We start from the raw sequence: 15452 nt of genomic DNA on the forward strand, positions 1-15452 counted from the left end.
AGGGCCGGCCCGCCGGCTTGATGTGACGTTCGTAGATGTCGAGGGCAGCGTCGGCGTCGCCATCCTCGAGATCGATCAAGGCAAGGTGCCACGCGAGGTGCCCCTGCAGGAAGCTGGTCCGATCATTCGCCGGCAACCAGGCCGACAGGAAGGCGCGGCCTTCCCTCCCGTCGCCCTGCTCGAACAGCGCATGCGCGACGGCGTGGGCGGCGCCGGCATTCTCCGGCTTCAGCGCGTAGCCGCGCTCGGTGATGGCGCGGCCGGAGACGACCTGGCCCGCCTCGGTCTGTGACCAGCCGTGATAGGTCAGGAACCACCAGTCCTCGCCGTAATCGCGCGCGTAGCGCTCACAGAGCGCAAGCCGCGCCGCGTCGTGGTCGGCCCGGCCCGAGAAGGCATAGAGGCCGAAGGCGCCGAGTAACAGCGACAGCACCTGCGCATCGCGCGGGTACTCCGTGAGGTGCTGTTCGGCGGCCGCAACGGCTTTCTTGGGCTGGCCCTCGATCACGGATGCCATGATCTCGATATGCTGGCGTTCGCGCGGGCTCGCGGCCGCTGCCAGTTGCCTCGCCGTGGCTGCCTTGGCGCGGGCCTCGCCACCTTCCATGTTCAGCTGATGCACGCGGGCGCGCCCGATATGGGCCATTGCGAAGTCAGGGTCTTCGGCGATCGCCGCATCGAATGCGGCGTCGGCTCCGTGCAGGGCCGCCAGCATGCGATCGACGCCGTCGACATAGGACGCCGCGGCGCGGTCGGAGGCGGTCGTCAGCGGCAGGCCGTAGCGGTCGTGGTTCATCGGTTGTCCTCCCGAATTGGACGCGAAGTCTAGCAGAGGCGCGAGGCGCGACAATATTGCGGGAGTTGTTGCGCGATGCGGTTGAGCCGCTGACGATCCGCCGCTAGCTTGCGGCCTTTGTCGGACCGGCGGGGATCGGGGTTGAGGGACGTGACACTTGGCGAAGCGAGCGCGGAGACGGTGAGGCCATTGTCGGAAGCGGCCGCGCTGGACATGCCCTTGCTGCGGATCGAAGGCGTGGCCAAGTCGTTCGGCAATTTCCGCGCCGTCGACCGGCTCTCGCTCGATATCCGTGCCGGCGAGTTCTTCGCGCTGCTCGGCCCCAGCGGCTGCGGCAAGACGACGCTGCTGCGCATGCTGGCCGGCTTCGAGACGCCGGACGAGGGCCGCATCCTGCTCGGCGGCAAGGACATCGCCCCGGTGCTGCCGCATGAGCGGCCCGTCAACATGATGTTCCAGAACTATGCGTTGTTCCCGCATTTGTCGGTGCGCGACAACATCGCCTTCGGACTGAAGCGCGCCGGCATGGCGCGCGCCGAGATCGCGACCCGCGTCGCGGAATTGGTCGCCCTCGTCAAGCTCGAGGGGATGGAGAAGCGCAAGCCCGACCAGCTCTCCGGTGGCCAGCGGCAGCGGGTGGCGCTCGCGCGCTCGCTGGCGCGCCGCCCGCAGGTGCTGCTGCTCGATGAGCCGCTGGCGGCGCTCGACAAGAAGCTGCGCGAGAGCACGCAAGCCGAGTTGATGGAGCTGCAGCGTCGCCTCGGCATGACCTTCATCATCGTCACCCACGACCAGGAAGAGGCGATGACGATGGCCGATCGGATCGGCGTGATGGATGCCGGCCGCCTGGTCCAGGTCGCCGCCCCGCGCAATCTCTATGAGGCGCCGGCATCGCGCTGGATCGCAGGGTTCGTCGGCGACATCAATTTGTTCGACGGTCAGGTCGTCTCGCGCGAGCACGGCCGCCTGACGGTTTCGACATCTGAGGCAGGCCCGCTTGCGGTCAGCGAATTGTGGTCGCCGGTGACCAAGGAGATCGTCAGCGTTGCGATCCGCCCCGAGAAGGTGAAGTTGTCGCGCCGCGGCCCAGCATCGGACGAGGGCGGCTCGCAGGCGATCAACCGGCTGGACGGCGTCGTCATCGATGTCAACTATCTCGGCGGCGTCACGACCTACAAGGTGAAGCTGGAATCGGGCGCGGTGGTGCGCTCGTCGATGGCCAACACCGCGCGGCTCAACGTCGATGCCTATCTGGCCGGCCAGCGCGTGGTGGCGTGGTTCACGGCCGACGACTGCCTGGTGCTGGAGCAATGAGTGCGCGCCGCATCTTCGCTCGCCCGGCGCGGTTTGCCGCGATCGCGCCCTATCTCTGGATGGTGCTGTTCTTCCTGGTGCCGTTCGGCTTCGTGCTGAAGATCAGCCTGTCACAGACTGCGATCGCGCAACCGCCCTATACGCCGGTCTTTGACTTCGCCGAAGGGCGCGCGGCGCTGGCTGCTGCCTTTGCGCAATTGTCGTTCGACGATTTCAGGCTCTTGATCTCTGACGACCTCTACATCCTGTCCTATGTGCGCAGCCTCGTCGTCGCTGTGACCTCGACGCTGATCCTGCTGCTGATCGGCTACCCGATCGCCTATGGCATGGCCCGGCTGCCGCAGCGCTGGCAGGGCGTGGCGATGATGCTGGTCATCGTGCCGTTCTGGACCTCGTTTCTGATCCGGATCTATGCCTGGATCAACATCCTCCAGCACGACGGCTTGCTGAACAAGATTCTGCTGGCGTTGCATATCGTCTCGACGCCGGTGGTCTGGCTGTCGACCGACAGCGCGATGTATCTCGGCATCGTCTATTCCTATCTGCCGTTCATGATCCTGCCGCTCTATGCGACGCTCTCCAGGATGGACGCCTCGCTGCTTGAGGCTGCCAGCGACCTCGGCGCCTCGCCGCGTCAGGCGTTCTGGCTGGTGACGTTCCCGCTGTCGCTGCCCGGCGTCGCCGCCGGCGCGCTGCTCTGCTTCATCCCGATCGTCGGCGAATTCGTGATCCCCGACCTGCTGGCCGGCTCCAATTCACTGATGATCGGGCAGACGTTGTGGCTTGAGTTCTTTACCAACAGGGACTGGCCGGTGGCGTCGGCTACCGCCGTCGCGCTGCTCCTGCTGCTGGTGCCGCCGCTCGTGCTCTATGACCGCCTGCAACGGCGCCAGCTCGAAGGCAATGGCTGATGGCGCGTACCGTCACCAGGATCACCCGCTTCAACATGACGTCGCTGGCGTTGGGGCTCGCGTTCCTCTATCTGCCGATCGTCATCCTCGTGATCTATTCGTTCAACGCCTCGCGGCTGGTCACGGTGTGGGGTGGCTGGTCGCTGCGCTGGTACCACGAGTTCTTCAACGACGCCGCGATGCTGGAAGCCGCGTGGATGAGCCTCTCCGTTGGCACGGTGTCGGCGACGCTTGCCACTCTGCTCGGCACGCTGGCGGCGATCGGTCTTGCGCGTGGCGAGCGGTTCCGCGGAAGGGCGTTGTTCTCCGGCATGCTGTATTCGCCGCTGGTGATGCCGGAGGTGATCTCCGGCTTGTCGCTGCTGCTGCTGTTCGTGGCGCTGAACGCCGAGCGCGGCTTCTGGACCGTGACCATCGCCCACACCACGCTGACGATGTGCTTCGTCACCGTGGTGGTGCAGTCGCGTCTGACCTCGCTCGACCGCAGCCTGGAGGAGGCGGCGATGGATCTCGGCTGCGATCCGGTGCGGGCGTTCCTCTTCGTGACGCTGCCGCAGATCGTGCCCGCCATCGTGGCCGGCTGGATGCTGGCCTTTATCCTCTCCCTCGACGACGTCGTGATCGCGAGCTTCACCACCGGCCCCGGTTCGGCGACGCTGCCGATCCGGATCTATTCGGAGGTCCGGCTCGGTGTGAAGCCTGAGATCAACGCGATCTGCACGCTGGTGATAGCGCTGATAGCGGTCATCATCGTGGTGGCCTCGTTCGCCTCGAAACTGTCGGGCGCGCGGGGCGAGAGCGCCGCACCGCTGTAAGCGCCGGTCCAGATCACGGCTGCTTCCTTCGCCTCGTGGCCTTGAGGCCGGCGGCACGCGGTCGCGGCGCTACGGTCGCCGTTCGAGGTCCGGCGATGCCGCGAACGCCGTCGCCCATGGCGGCGCCGAGTTGCCGCAGCGCCAGGCTGTTGAGCGGAAACTCCAGCAGGATATGGGTCAGGCTGAGTGCAAGCAGGAAGGTGAAGCCGAACGCGTAGTCGTAGAAATACAGCGCGGTCGAACCGGCGCTCGCCGCGATCACCATGGCGAGCCGCGAGCGCGGAATGTCGGCCCAGCGGATCACGTCGGCTTTGATGAACCAGTTCAGGTAGTGGTAGGTATAGACAAAGGCGAGCAGGCTGGTCAGCCTCGTGTCGAGCTTCAGGCCGGGAATTCCGAACAGCCGGCTGAGCGCCGGGCCGACATTGCCGAAATAGTCCTTCGCCGCCTGGGCAAAGCTCGGAATCCGCACGTCGGCCGTCGGCGGCATCAGCAGGATCACCGCGACGGCGAGCAGATAGGCGGCCACCAGCATGGCCTGCGCCGGGCTGCCGGAGCGATAGGCGCCGAGCGTCATGAAGACCAGCGTAAACAGCGAGACGTGGACTAGTGTCGGGACCAGGATGCCGACCACGGCGAACGAGGCGTCGCTGGCGCACATGGCGGCACCGAGCCCGATCGCGACCATGAACAGCAGCATGCTCTCGACGGCGGATTTGGTCGCCGCCAGCATCGCGCAGACGATCAGCGCGCCCCACATCGCAAAGCCGAACCACGCGGCGTTTTCGATCAGGGCGGCGGCAATTGCGAGCACGACCAGCGCGATCGCGATGCCGCGATGGGGCAGGAAGTAGCTGCGGTCGTGCAACCACGAAATCTCGGTGAAATAATGCGCCGGGCCGAGTACGACGTAGGCCAGAAGGAGCAGTTCGAACGGCACGAGATAGGCGGCGGCGAAGGCGAGCGCCATCAGGCCGAGATGGATTGCGTCATTGGCCCGCATGCCCGGACCTTTCCGCTGGTTTGACGAGCTCAATCTCTGTGCTCGTCATCCCCGGCCTCACGACTTGACGGCGCCGGCGGTCAGTCCGCCCACCATGTAGCGCTTGAAGGCATAGTAGATCGCGGCCGGCGGCAGCGCATAGATGAAGCCGGTCGTCATCAACAGCTCCCACGGCGAGTCGTCGGCGGCGAGGAAGTTGCCCAGCGCGACCGGCAGCGTGATATCGGTGTCGTTGGAGAGCAGCAGGAACGCATAGAGATATTCGTTCCAGGCGAGCAGGATCGCGTAGGTGCCGATCGCCACCAGCGAGGGCATCATCAGCGGCAGATAGACCAGGCGAAACAGCTGCAGCGTGCTGGCGCCGTCCATCGTCGCTGCTTCATCCAACTCGACCGGCAGCTTGTCAGAGGCCTGCTTCAGCACCCAGATGGCGTAGGGCGAGGCGATCGTCACCATCGCCAGGATCAGCGACCACTGATTGTTGAGCAGGCCGTAATTGCCCATGGTGCGGTACATTGGCACGGCGAGGAACGCGGCCGGAATGAAATAGGTGAACAGCGCGAGGTTCATCACGGCGCGGCCGCCGGGCACGCGCAGACGCGAGATCGAGAATGCCGCGGCGGTCGCGACGAACAGCGTCAGCGCGCCGGCGGCGAGCGCGATCACGGTCGAATTCCAGAACTGGATCCAGAAGTCGCGCAGGAAGTAGTGCTGCTGGTGGAATACGATCGAGAAATTGTGCAGCGTCGGATGGTCCGGCCACAGCTTGCCGGAGAACGCATCCTCCTTCGGCGAGATCGCGAACACGAACATGTGGTAGATCGGCACCATGGTCCAGATGAAGACCGGGATGCCGATCAGCAGCAGCTTGGCTTCGGTGCCGGCTTCGCGGAGGGTGGGCAGCTTCATCGCGACAACCGTTTCATCATGAAGTAGACCAGCGGCAGCACGAACGGCATCGCGCAAACGATCGAGGCCATCGCAAGCGGCAGCTGATCGAGCCTGAGATAGCGGATGCCCAGCGTCGACAGCACATGGGTGAGGTCGGCCGGCCCGCCGCCGGTGAGCAGATAGACGCTGTTGAAGTCGCCGAGCGTCCAGATCATCGAGAGCAGCGTGCAGGTGATGTACAGCGTCTGCATCGACGGCCAGGTGATGAAGCGGAATTTCTGCCACCAGCTCGCGCCGTCGACGTCGGCGGCCTCGAACAGATCGTTGGAGATGGCGAGCCGGCCGGTCAACAGGATCAGCGTCCAGAACGGCAGCGATTTCCAGATGTGCACACCGATCGCCATGGTCAGCGCCACCGTCGGGTCGTTCAACCAGTTCGGGCCGTCGTCGCCGGTGAACTTGAAGATCAGCTGGTTGACCATGCCCCATTCGGGATTGAGCATGAAGCGCACCGACAGGATGGTCGGGATCGACGGCACGGCCCAGGGCAGGATGAAGATGACCGACAGCCATCTGATCCAGGGGCGCTGCTGGGCAAAGAAGCCGGACAGGAACAGCGCGATCAGCATCTTGATGTTGATGCCGATGACCAGGAAGATCAGCGTGTTGACCGCGGCGCGCGCGAAGATCGGGTCGTTGTAGAGCGCGACATAGCTCGCCGGATGCCGCGCCAGCCACAGGCCGTAGCAGACCGGATAGAGCACGAAGGCGAAGAACACCAGCAGATAGGGCGTGAGCAGCACGATTCCCCAGACCTGCGGCGGCGACAGTCTTGCCGACAGGGGCGGCGAGGGGGCATCGGATGCAGAGAGCGTGATCGCCATTCGATTACTCTTTGAGCAAGCTATCGCCTGCGCCGTCGTCCCTGCGAAAGCAGGGACCCATAACCACAGGCTTCCGTTGTTGTGCGAAAGCCGTCAACCAGTATCTTCAAATCGACCGCCGCGGCGTATGAGTCCCTGCTTTCGCAGGGACGACCAGGGAAATGTGCTGCGGCGGTCGGTCTCGCAACGTCTACCCCGCGACCTGCTTGATGCGGGCGATCAGTTCGTCGACGGCCTTGTCCACCGGCACCTTCTCACTCACCACGCGGTTCATGGCCTTGGCCCAGACGTTCTCGTTGTTGAGGATGGTGAACTTCCAGTTCTTGGTGAAGTCGAACGGCGCGGTGCCGCCGGTGAACTGGTTGTAGACCGCCTTGCGATGCCGGTCGGCCTGCCAGAACGGGCTCGCCTGGCTGGCCTTGGTCACCGGGAACCAGCGGCCGAGCGCGCCCTCGATATAGGGACGGACGTTCTCTTCCTGCAGCAGGAACTTGATGAACTCCTTGCCCTCGGCCTTGTTCTTGGCGTTGGCGAAGATCAGTCCGGTCTTGACGTCGGAGCGGTACTTGATCGTCGAGCCGTCCGGCGCCTTCGGGAACGACGCGGTGATGATGTCGTGCTCATAGGCCTGCTTGCCGGCAGCGCGCTGCGCGTCGGTCAGCGCCGGATTGGTGGAGTCCTCGTACCACTTCGCCGCGATCGAGATCGTGAAGTTGTGCGTCATCACGATCGTCTTGTTGTGGAAGGCGACGTTGTTGTCCGGGTCCTTCCAGGTCGTGGAGGAGGGTGGCGTGCAGCCCTTGATGTAGGTGTCGGTGTAATCCTTCAGCGCGTGAATCAGGCCTTCGCGCACCTTGGGATCGTCGACCAGGAGCTTGCCGTCGTCGTCGACCAGCTTGACGTGGTACGCGTCCATGAAGGTGTAGAACGACTGGAACGAGTCGGTGGATTCCACGCCCATCGGCTGGCCGATGCCGTAGATGCGCTGGCCGGTCGCCTTGCGGATCGCCGGCTGCACCTTGTCGCACCAGAACGACCAGTAGTCTTCCCACTTGGTCGGGATGTCGGCCTGCTTGAAGCCGGCCTTCTCCAGCATGTCGCCCCATATCTGGACGTGCATGCTCTGCTGCTTCAGCGGGAAGCCGTAATAGGCCTTCTTCTTGGCGACGTCGTTGTAGAGCAGCGCCGTCTCCAGCGTGTTCGGCGCGAAGGCGTCCTTCATCGGCAGCAGGATGTCGGAGAGATCCTCGAGCTTGCCCTCATAGGCCCACTTGCCCTGAGCCTGCACGTCGTAAGAGTCGGAATAGGCGACATCGGGCACGGTGCCGGAATCGAGCGCGGCGACCGTCTTCGGAATCATGTCCTGGATCGCATATTGCGACAATTCGACCTTGATGCCGGTCTTGGCTTCGAACTTCTTGATGGTGTCGAGCAGTGCGTCGTCTTCGGACTTGTAGAATCCCTTGCCCCACCAGACGGTAATCGTCTTGCTCTGGGCAAAAGCGGGTGCAGTGACGGCGAATAGGCCGACCGCAGCAACCGCGAGCGAAAGCGCACCAATAAACCTGAACCTCACGTTGTTCTCCCTTTTCACACCGGATTTTTTAACCGGTTGGGTAAAACACTAGCGCATGCGTGTGACGTGATCCAGATGGCGACGACGACAACTTGTGTAGGGGGCGTCGCGGCGTGCAGGTCGGGGAGCATGGTCGCACCCATGCGCTGAGCGGGGCGCCTGCCGGTCAGTTCGACTTTGTTGCATTCTCGGCCGAGGTCGGCGCGCTGGTCGACGCCGGTGCCGCGGCGTCAGGCGTGGCGGATTTTCCGCCGCCGGTGAAGTGCTCGATCACGGAGCGCACCGCATCGCGGGTCTTGCGATCCTTCACCGCGTCGAGCAGCGGCGCGGATGCCGGCGAACGGCGGATCAGGCTTTCCGGATCGGGGAAGATCAACGGATCGTCCCACGGTCCCTGCACCACGAAGGGCAGGTCGAAACCGTTGCCGCCCGCAGACGCGGCCTTCAGGCTGGCGACGCCCTTCAGGTCATATTCACGCGACGGCACCGAAGCAGTGCCGGTCAGCGTGATCCGCGCCGCCGGGCTATCGACGCGAATGTCGTCGGCGGTCGCGACGCCGTCGGCGAATTTCACCGAGATGTTGAGATTATCGTAAGGCGTCGTACCGGAGCGGAAACTGCCGCCGCCCGACAGCGGCCGCCGCTCCAGCCGCTTCAACAGCTGCTCGACATTGAAGCCCGCGATCGCGCCGTCATGTCCGGTCAGCGTCGCGGTGCCGTCGAGCGATTGCGCGAGGCCGAACGGGCTCGAGCCGGACGCCGTCAGCGAGACGTTGAGGTTGCCGTGGCCGGACAGTTTGGTGATCCCGAACAGTTCGCTGGCGCAGGCCTGCAGATCGACATCGTTGAACTGGAATTGCGCCCTGACATCGGCGACCGCATCCGAGCGCGCAACCGCGAACGAGCCCTTGGCGATGCCGCCATACATCTGCGCCTCGCCGACGCTGAGCGCGAGCGCGCCGCCGCGCAGGTTCGCACCGAAGGCGGTGCGGCCGAGCTTGGACGGGCCGACCGTCACCTTCGCCGCCGACAGGCGCATGTCGAGGTCGATGCTCGACAGCGAGGACAGGTCGAACAGCTGCCTGTTCCAGTCGCGCTGGCCGCTGGCGAGCAGGCGGAACGTCGAGATGTAAGGCGTGAAGTCGAGGTTGCCGGCGGCGAGCGTCGCCTGCAGCGTCTGCCGACCGTTATTGGCGTAGGTCATCACGCCTTCGGCGACATTGCCGTCGAGCTCGACATTGACATTGGTGAGCGCGACCGAGCCGCCGACCACATTGGTGCGCGCCTTCAGCGCGAAGCGGCCGAAGCCGCCACCGCCGCCGGGCGGCGCCTGACCCATCCAGCGTAGCGCATTGCGCAGCGACGGGCTGTCCATGGTGGTGACGCCTTCCATCATCAGGCTGGTGCGGTTGGCGACGGTTCCGTCGAATGCAACTTTCAGCGGCACGCTGGCAAGCCGCGCCTTCAGGCCCGAGCGGTCGCCCGACAGCAGCGCGAGGAAATCGCTGGCGCTGATCGAGCCGTCGACGCGCTCGCCGCGCCAGTCGAACTGGCCGGTTGCGGCAAAGGAGCGCGAGATCGACGGCCAGGCCAGCGACAGGTCGATGTCGCCGAGTTCCTCGGAGACGCGATTGGTCGCGTCCTCGTAATTCAGCTCGCCGTCCTGGATGCGGATCTCGGAAAACGACACCTGGTTCTCGGCCCCCGGCGTCATCGCCTTCGCGATGGTCTCGACGAACGGTGTCCAGTTGCTCTCGCCGGCGGCGTCGCGCACCACATGGATATGCGGGCGGAGCATCATGACGTCGGCAATTTCGAACCGGCGCAGCAGCAGGGGCAGCAGGCGCAGATTCGCGGTCAGCACGTCGACCTGCAAGGCGGGATCGATGGTGGTTGCGCCCTTGAAGCCGACGTTGTGGAACGAGACGTAGCTGCCCGGAAACACCGAGACATCAATCGGGCCATTGACGACCAGTTCGAGCCCGGTGACGGCGCGGATTTGCGCCTCCACCGCGCGCTGCAACGCGTCCCGGTTGAGGAACCACGTTGTTCCGATCAGGCCGATCAGCACCAAAGCGAGCAACGCCGCAATTGGCATCCCCAGGCGCTTTATTCCTTGGGCCATCGTCAATGACATGTCCGGGTCGGGTTGAGGTCGTCGGGTTGTCGTCGAGCATTGCGGGCCGTGCAAGGAGCCCCGTGCCAACCCACGCAACTTGAAGGGTTTTCTTGTCGCTTTCAAGGCCATACGAATGTCGCAGGCCGCCGCCCGCTGCCGCACGGGGGCCGTGATTGACGCATTGCGAAGATTTCGCCTAATAATCCCCGTTGTCACAGCCGTTAGCCCTCCATCAGGTATTGATTGCATGAACAAGGTCTATCCCGACGCCAAATCTGCCCTCGATGGTCTCCTCAAGGACGGCATGATGATCATGTCGGGAGGCTTCGGCCTCTGCGGCATCGCCGAGACCCTGTCGGACGCGATCCGTGATTCCGGCGTGAAGGGTCTGACGGTCATCTCCAACAATGCCGGCGTCGACGGCATCGGCTTGAGCCGGCTGCTCGAAACGCACCAGATCAAGAAGATGATCTCGTCCTATGTCGGCGAGAACAAGCTGTTCGCCCAGCAATATCTCGCCGGCGAGCTCGAGCTCGAATTCAACCCGCAGGGCACGCTCGCCGAGCGCATCCGCGCCGGCGGCGCCGGAATTCCGGCCTTCTACACCAAGACCGGCGTCGGCACGCTGATCGCCGAAGGCAAGGAAGTGAAGGAATTCGACGGCCAGAAGTACATCATGGAGCGCGGCCTGTTCGCCGACCTCGCCATCGTCCACGCCTGGAAGGGCGACACGGCCGGCAACCTCGTCTACCGCAAGACCGCGCGCAACTTTAATCCGATGATGGCGACCGCCGCGAAGTACACCGTCGCCGAGGTCGAGCATCTGGTGCCGGCCGGCGAGATCGATCCGGACCACATCCATACGCCCGGCATTTTCGTCAAACGCATCATCGAGGTCGGGACGGCCAAGAAGCGGATCGAATTCCGCAACACCCGCCCGCGGCCCGCAGCTTAAACCGTAACTCTTTAGGAGAGCCTCATGGCCTGGACCCGTGAACAGATGGCCGCGCGTGCTGCCAAGGAGTTGCGCGACGGTTTCTACGTCAATCTCGGCATCGGCATTCCAACGCTGGTCTCGAACTTCATCCCTGACGGCGTCGACGTCAGCCTGCAGAGCGAGAACGGCATGCTCGGCATGGGCCCGTTCCCCTATGAGGACGAGGTCGACGCCGATCTCATCAACGCCGGCAAGCAGACTGTGAGCGAGCTGTCCTCGACCAGCTATTTCTCCTCGGCCGATTCCTTCGGCATGGTGCGCGGCGGTCATATCGATCTCTCGATCCTCGGCGCCATGCAGGTCGCGCAGAACGGCGACCTCGCCAACTGGATGATCCCCGGCAAGATGGTGAAGGGCATGGGCGGCGCCATGGACCTCGTCGCCGGCGTCAAGCGCGTTGTGGTCGTGATGGAGCATTCCGCCAAGGACGGTCCGAAGCTGCTCAAGACGTGCAGCCTGCCGCTGACCGGCGAGCGTGTCGTCGACATGGTCGTCACGGATCTTGCCGTGTTCACCATCGACAAGCACGGCAATGACGGCATGGCGCTGATCGAGCTCGCGGACGGCGTGACGCTCGAGGAGGTCAAGTCCAAGACCGAAGCCGACTTCCGCGTCGCGCTGAAGAACACCTGAGATGATCGAAGCGGGACGGTCGACGATCCGTCCCGCACAATCAGGTGACGCGACGTTCATTGCCCTCTCCGCACATGCATCCGCCGTCCCTGCGAAAGCAGGGACCCACACTCCGCAGCGGACGCTATAGGCGGGACTCGTCGTTCCAGCATCGATCACCAATGACCATTCGTGGTTATGGGTCCCTGCTTTCGCAGGGACGACTTTGGAGTTGGTTTTGCAGTCCGCAGCCAAAGAGCGCGGTGTCATCACCCGCGCACGCAGGTGATCCAGTATTCCAGAGCAGTTGTGATTGAACCGATGAGCCGCGGCGTACTGGATCGCCCGGTCCCGTCTACGCCAAGGCTTCGACGAGGCCCTGAACCCCTGGCGCGCCGAAGCTTTAGCGAAGGCGGCGAGCCGCGCGATGACAGAAGCAGGTGGGGATACAGTTTCGCATTCTCGCGACATGATTGTCCGAGTTTTGCATCCTCGTTCCGCCCTCGCTCTTCGCAGAGGGCGCAGGGAAAGCCGGGTGCCGATCGCACCCATGGGTCCCGTGCAGAATAGAAAGCACGGGAGGTAGGACCACAGGTGAAACCGGAGCAATCCCGGCTTTCCCTGCGCGATGGGTTACGGCTTATACGTGCTCGCCCCGGTGAGACTGGGCTTTCTTGTCACTGTCTTCGCCAAGGTGCTTTCGGCACGCTTGGCGAGGAGACACCTGCCGCTAGGGCGTCAGGTCTGCACGACTTCGCCGTCCGCGTCAGTCACGCTCGTCAGCCGTGACGTGGCGTCCACCGCATCTCACCGCAACACTCGTGACGATCGCGACGCGCCCCTCAATCGGGTGAGACGGGAGATTCATACACCAAGTCTCAATTCTGAAAAACAGAAATATTTTTCGCGCCAGGGCTGGACAAGACCCCCAACTCAGTGCTGCTGAAGCCGGATTCAGCGCGTGCGGTCAAAGTCCACCGCGGCGGTGTTGCCGCCGCTGATCACGATCGCCACGCGTTCGCCGGTGTCCGGCGCATAGGCGCCGGACACCAATGCTGAAAATGCCGCAGCGCCGCCTGGCTCGGCGACGATGCGCAGCGCGCGCCACAGCGTCTCCTGTGCCGCTGCGATCGCCTCGTCGGATACGAGCACGGTGCCGCGCACATATTTCGCCGCGATCGGATAGACGCGCTCGCCGATCCGTCGCGGTGCCAGCGAATCCGCTGCGATTCCACCGGCCTCGGCATCGACCGGGTGACCCGCTGCGAGGGCGCGTGTCAGCGTCGGCGCCGCCTGCGGTTCGACACCGATCACCTTGATGCGGCCGGCATACCATGCGGCGATACCCGCGATCAGTCCGCCACCGCCGACCGAGACCAGCAACGTGTCGATGTCGGGCGCCTGCTGATCGAGCTCGAGGCCGAGCGTAGCCTGACCCAGGATGGTCTCGCGCTGGTCGAAGGCCGGTACCGGCATCGCGCCGCTTTGCCGTGCCCATACTTCGCTGGCGGCGAGCGCGTCGGCGTAACGGTCGCCCTCGATGACGAGGTCGGCGCCGTAGTCGCGGATGCGTTGCACCTTGGCCGGCGACGATACGCTGGGAACGAAGATCCGCGCCGGCTTGCCAAGCTTCATCGCGGCATAGGCAGTGGCCGCGCCATGATTGCCGCCCGAGGCCGCGACGACGCCGGCGGCCGGCACGTCGCGCGCGAGCAGGTTGGCGAAGGCGCCGCGGGTCTTGAACGAGCCCGCATGTTGCAGCAGCTCGAGCTTGAGCGTCACCGGATTGGCGGCGAGGCCGAACTCGCTGCCGTCGACCTCGACGATCGGCGTCTGCCTGACATGCCGACGGATCAGCGCCGCGCATTGCGCGATGTCTTGCGACGTTATCTCGGTCACGGGGAACTCCTCACGGCAGGCGATACGATTGACAAGTAATTAGTCACTTAGCTAATTAGCAATATGACTTCACGAAGTGAAAACGTCGAGTCGGTTTTGCGTGCGCTGGCGAGCGATCGCAGACTCTTGATCCTGGAATGGCTGAAGCGCCCAAGAGCGCATTTCCGCGCCCAGGTCGACGGCGACCTCGTTAGGGACGGCGTCTGCGGCGTGCTGATCGCCGAGAAGCTCGGTGTCAGCCAGCCCACCGTGAGCGAGCATCTGAAGATCCTGACTCGGGCCGGGCTGCTGACCACCAAGCGCGTCAAGCAGTGGACATTCTACAAGCGCGACGAGACCCGGATCGCGCGGATGAAGGCGGCGATCGTCGAGAAGATCTGATGGTTGGAGACGGGATGAGCGGACTTGCGCGCAGGTGTCGGCTTTTCCGGACCGCTGCTATATTGCGAGCTACCCGCGTGAGGTGAGCACGTCAGTCCGGCTCCCTCCCCCCCTTGTGGGCAGGGCTATCGCATATGACCGAGCATGCCGAGGAAAAAGGCATGATCCCATCCGGCGCGCTTGATTTTGCGCCGGATGGAGGCGCGGTCGGGGTGAGCTCGCAGGATATTGAGTGCGAGCCTGCGCAGGGTAGCGAGGTTCTCGGGAGCATGGTCCTTTCGCGCGCGATTGCCGTCCTCGGCGAAATGGACGTCGAGCACCCAATGGAGCTGGTTCTCGATGCCCCAATGACTGCGGGTGATGTGCAGCAGCCGCTTGGGGGAGATGTATTTGGACAAGAGATAGTGGCGTACAACCGGTGCATCGGCCCGGTGGCCTCGCAGACGCCTGCGCGAGGTGATGCGCCCCACCGCTGCGACGCCGGGGAAGTCGTGGTGCGCAGCCAGGCTGGTGTTGCGCATGATGGTGGCGCGCCGCGCCTCGTGCCGATCGTGGCTGGAGGGGTCGATCTGCTCGGCACTGCTGCGCCTGCCCGATCGCGCAAATTGTTGCGTAACCGCCTTGAACAGGGGGCCGCGGTTGGCTTTGATCGCCAGAGTGTAATTGCCACCTCGCTCCAGCACGGCGCTGGCAAAGGCGCGGCTGCAATGCAGGGCATCGGCGGTAACGATGCAGCCCTCCAGACTGAGAAGGTCCAACACTTCCAAGGCGCCTGCCGTCTCGTTGCGACCAGGCGCTTTCTGCTGAGCCAAAGCCATGCGGGCATCCACCGCAAAGACGTTGACCAGATGCAGCGGCGTGGCTTTGCCGCCGCGCTCGTAGGCGCCGCGCAACGCCTTGCCGTCGACGGCCACCACTCCGGTGAGCTTGAGCCCGTTGGCTTTGGCAAAAGCCGCCATGAAACGACGGAAAACCTTCTCGAAGGCTTGTGGCTTGAGCAGGCGGAAAACCCGGCTGAATGTGTCGTGGCTCGGGATGCCATGCTCCAACCGAAGGAAGAGCCGCAACAGCTCCTCCTTCGCTGCTCCGAAGTCCGCCATGTCCGAGCACGATTCCGCTCCGCACAGCGTTGCTGCCAGCGCGATGACCAGCACCTCCAAAAGATCGTGCCTCGCATTGGCCGCCCGCGGGTCCGGCAATCGACCAAAAACCTTCTTGAATTGGCGCATCCGACCCCCTTCTTGACCCAGGAGT

The 15452-nt window shown here is 64.3% G+C and carries 14 protein-coding genes; 6 read left to right on the plus strand and 8 right to left on the minus strand.

The window, feature by feature from the left end; translation table 11 throughout:
* Nucleotides 1–796, minus strand: a 796-nt coding sequence (locus AS156_RS45510; protein WP_488226060.1) for a tetratricopeptide repeat protein, incomplete at its 3' end; no start/stop codon positions are given.
* Nucleotides 797–1009: 213 nt separating this feature from the next.
* Here AS156_RS45510 and AS156_RS39295 point away from each other — a divergent pair.
* Genes AS156_RS39295 through AS156_RS39305 form a run of 3 tightly spaced genes read left to right on the plus strand, consistent with a single transcriptional unit; the run spans nt 1010 to nt 3836 of the window.
* Nucleotides 1010–2110 carry an ABC transporter ATP-binding protein gene (locus AS156_RS39295; protein ID WP_082747977.1) on the plus strand — a complete coding sequence of 367 codons (1101 nt, stop codon included), beginning with the start codon at nt 1010–1012 and terminating at the stop codon, nt 2108–2110.
* Nucleotides 2107–3021 carry an ABC transporter permease gene (locus AS156_RS39300; RefSeq protein WP_066515925.1) on the plus strand — a complete coding sequence of 305 codons (915 nt, stop codon included), beginning with the start codon at nt 2107–2109 and terminating at the stop codon, nt 3019–3021. The genes AS156_RS39295 and AS156_RS39300 overlap by 4 nt, the downstream gene beginning before the upstream one ends.
* A complete protein-coding gene (locus AS156_RS39305) occupies nt 3021–3836 on the plus strand; it encodes an ABC transporter permease (protein ID WP_066515927.1) in 816 nt (271 codons plus the stop codon). The genes AS156_RS39300 and AS156_RS39305 overlap by 1 nt, the downstream gene beginning before the upstream one ends.
* A 13-nt stretch (nt 3837–3849) precedes the next feature.
* On the opposite strand, the gene AS156_RS39310 is transcribed toward AS156_RS39305, so the two are convergent.
* From AS156_RS39310 to AS156_RS39330, 5 genes are all read right to left on the minus strand, one after another.
* Nucleotides 3850–4839, minus strand: coding sequence for a hypothetical protein (locus tag AS156_RS39310; protein WP_066515930.1), 990 nt, complete (start codon nt 4837–4839; stop codon nt 3850–3852).
* Between the two features lie 57 nt (nt 4840–4896).
* Nucleotides 4897–5748, minus strand: coding sequence for a carbohydrate ABC transporter permease (locus tag AS156_RS39315; protein ID WP_066515932.1), 852 nt, complete (start codon nt 5746–5748; stop codon nt 4897–4899).
* The gene (locus AS156_RS39320) at nt 5745–6614 is read right to left on the minus strand and encodes a carbohydrate ABC transporter permease (RefSeq protein ID WP_066515933.1); all 870 of its coding nucleotides are present in this window, start codon (nt 6612–6614) and stop codon (nt 5745–5747) included. Before AS156_RS39320 ends, AS156_RS39315 begins: the two co-directional genes overlap by 4 nt.
* A gap of 190 nt (nt 6615–6804) precedes the next feature.
* Nucleotides 6805–8190 (minus strand): ABC transporter substrate-binding protein, encoded by a 1386-nt coding sequence (locus AS156_RS39325; protein ID WP_066515960.1) that lies wholly within the window; start codon nt 8188–8190, stop codon nt 6805–6807.
* A gap of 166 nt (nt 8191–8356) precedes the next feature.
* Nucleotides 8357–10315: an AsmA family protein gene (locus AS156_RS39330; protein WP_066515935.1), complete on the minus strand. Its 1959-nt coding sequence runs from the start codon at nt 10313–10315 to the stop codon at nt 8357–8359.
* 241 nt (nt 10316–10556) lie between these two features.
* On the opposite strand from AS156_RS39330, the gene AS156_RS39335 reads away from it, so the two are divergent.
* A complete protein-coding gene (locus AS156_RS39335; RefSeq protein ID WP_066515937.1) occupies nt 10557–11264 on the plus strand; it encodes a CoA transferase subunit A in 708 nt (235 codons plus the stop codon).
* A gap of 24 nt (nt 11265–11288) precedes the next feature.
* Complete coding sequence (locus tag AS156_RS39340) at nt 11289–11939, plus strand: 3-oxoacid CoA-transferase subunit B (RefSeq protein ID WP_066515939.1); 651 nt, start codon at nt 11289–11291, stop codon at nt 11937–11939.
* A gap of 933 nt (nt 11940–12872) precedes the next feature.
* Here AS156_RS39340 and AS156_RS39345 read toward each other — a convergent pair.
* Nucleotides 12873–13817: a threonine/serine dehydratase gene (locus AS156_RS39345; protein ID WP_066515947.1), complete on the minus strand. Its 945-nt coding sequence runs from the start codon at nt 13815–13817 to the stop codon at nt 12873–12875.
* A 63-nt stretch (nt 13818–13880) separates the two neighbouring features.
* Here AS156_RS39345 and AS156_RS39350 point away from each other — a divergent pair, with 63 nt between their 5' ends.
* Nucleotides 13881–14198 carry an ArsR/SmtB family transcription factor gene (locus AS156_RS39350; RefSeq protein ID WP_066515949.1) on the plus strand — a complete coding sequence of 106 codons (318 nt, stop codon included), beginning with the start codon at nt 13881–13883 and terminating at the stop codon, nt 14196–14198.
* 125 nt (nt 14199–14323) lie between these two features.
* Here the strand turns inward: AS156_RS39350 and AS156_RS39355 are convergent, their stop codons facing one another.
* Nucleotides 14324–15427, minus strand: coding sequence for an ISAs1 family transposase (locus tag AS156_RS39355; protein WP_066499663.1), 1104 nt, complete (start codon nt 15425–15427; stop codon nt 14324–14326).
* Between the last annotated feature and the right edge of the window lie 25 nt (nt 15428–15452).

It is taken from the genome of Bradyrhizobium macuxiense (assembly GCF_001542415.1).
Taxonomy (GTDB): Bacteria; Pseudomonadota; Alphaproteobacteria; order Rhizobiales; family Xanthobacteraceae; genus Bradyrhizobium; species Bradyrhizobium macuxiense.

Excerpts from the sequence above, each read along its gene's own strand:
- AS156_RS39320 (WP_066515933.1), bottom strand. The coding sequence starts at position 6,614 with ATGGCGATCACGCTCTCTGCATCCGATGCCCCCTCGCCGCCCCTGTCG.
- AS156_RS39315 (WP_066515932.1), bottom strand. The coding sequence starts at position 5,748 with ATGAAGCTGCCCACCCTCCGCGAAGCCGGCACCGAAGCCAAGCTGCTG.
- AS156_RS39300 (WP_066515925.1), top strand. The coding sequence starts at position 2,107 with ATGAGTGCGCGCCGCATCTTCGCTCGCCCGGCGCGGTTTGCCGCGATC.
- AS156_RS39310 (WP_066515930.1), bottom strand. The coding sequence starts at position 4,839 with ATGCGGGCCAATGACGCAATCCATCTCGGCCTGATGGCGCTCGCCTTC.
- AS156_RS39335 (WP_066515937.1), top strand. The coding sequence starts at position 10,557 with ATGAACAAGGTCTATCCCGACGCCAAATCTGCCCTCGATGGTCTCCTC.
- AS156_RS39340 (WP_066515939.1), top strand. The coding sequence starts at position 11,289 with ATGGCCTGGACCCGTGAACAGATGGCCGCGCGTGCTGCCAAGGAGTTG.
- AS156_RS39355 (WP_066499663.1), bottom strand. The coding sequence starts at position 15,427 with ATGCGCCAATTCAAGAAGGTTTTTGGTCGATTGCCGGACCCGCGGGCG.
- AS156_RS39330 (WP_066515935.1), bottom strand. The coding sequence starts at position 10,315 with ATGGCCCAAGGAATAAAGCGCCTGGGGATGCCAATTGCGGCGTTGCTC.
- AS156_RS39305 (WP_066515927.1), top strand. The coding sequence starts at position 3,021 with ATGGCGCGTACCGTCACCAGGATCACCCGCTTCAACATGACGTCGCTG.
- AS156_RS39350 (WP_066515949.1), top strand. The coding sequence starts at position 13,881 with ATGACTTCACGAAGTGAAAACGTCGAGTCGGTTTTGCGTGCGCTGGCG.
- AS156_RS39295 (WP_082747977.1), top strand. The coding sequence starts at position 1,010 with ATGCCCTTGCTGCGGATCGAAGGCGTGGCCAAGTCGTTCGGCAATTTC.